The organism is Corallococcus sp. AB038B (assembly GCF_003668955.1).
In the GTDB taxonomy this organism is placed as follows: Bacteria; Myxococcota; Myxococcia; order Myxococcales; family Myxococcaceae; genus Corallococcus; species Corallococcus exiguus.
This window is the reverse complement of record NZ_RAWO01000280.1, coordinates 1-400: the sequence shown is the minus strand read 5'-3', so window position 1 is coordinate 400 and position 400 is coordinate 1. Positions and strand designations below refer to the sequence as shown.

Here is a 400-nt window from a genome sequence, read left to right as displayed (position 1 = left end):
TCCCGGCATGGCCACCTCGTGCGGGTATCTGGGTTGTCGATGACTTCGCGTGCCCTAACCCTTCACGCACACCACCTGCTTCAGCGTGTGGACGACCTCCACCAGGTCCGCCTGCGCCGCCATCACCGCATCGATGGGCTTGTACGCAGCCGGCGTCTCGTCGATGACGTCAACGTCCTTGCGGCACTCGATACCCGCCGTCGCCTTCGCGTGGTCCTCGAGCGTGAAGCGCTTCTTCGCCGCCTCACGCGACATCACCCGGCCCGCGCCGTGGCTGCAGGAGTGGAAGCTCTCCTCGTTCCCCTTCCCGCGGACGATGTACGAACGCGCCCCCATGCTGCCGGGGATGATGCCGAGGTCACCCTCGCGCGCCCGCACCGCGCCCTTGCGCGTCACGAAG

Annotated in this window: 1 protein-coding gene; it reads right to left on the bottom strand. The window is 67.8% G+C overall.

The annotated features are described in order from the left end of the window. Positions 1 to 54 precede the first annotated feature (54 nt). The coding region (locus tag D7Y04_RS43285; protein WP_147477377.1) for an RtcB family protein at positions 55 to 400 on the bottom strand (346 nt) is incomplete at its 5' end.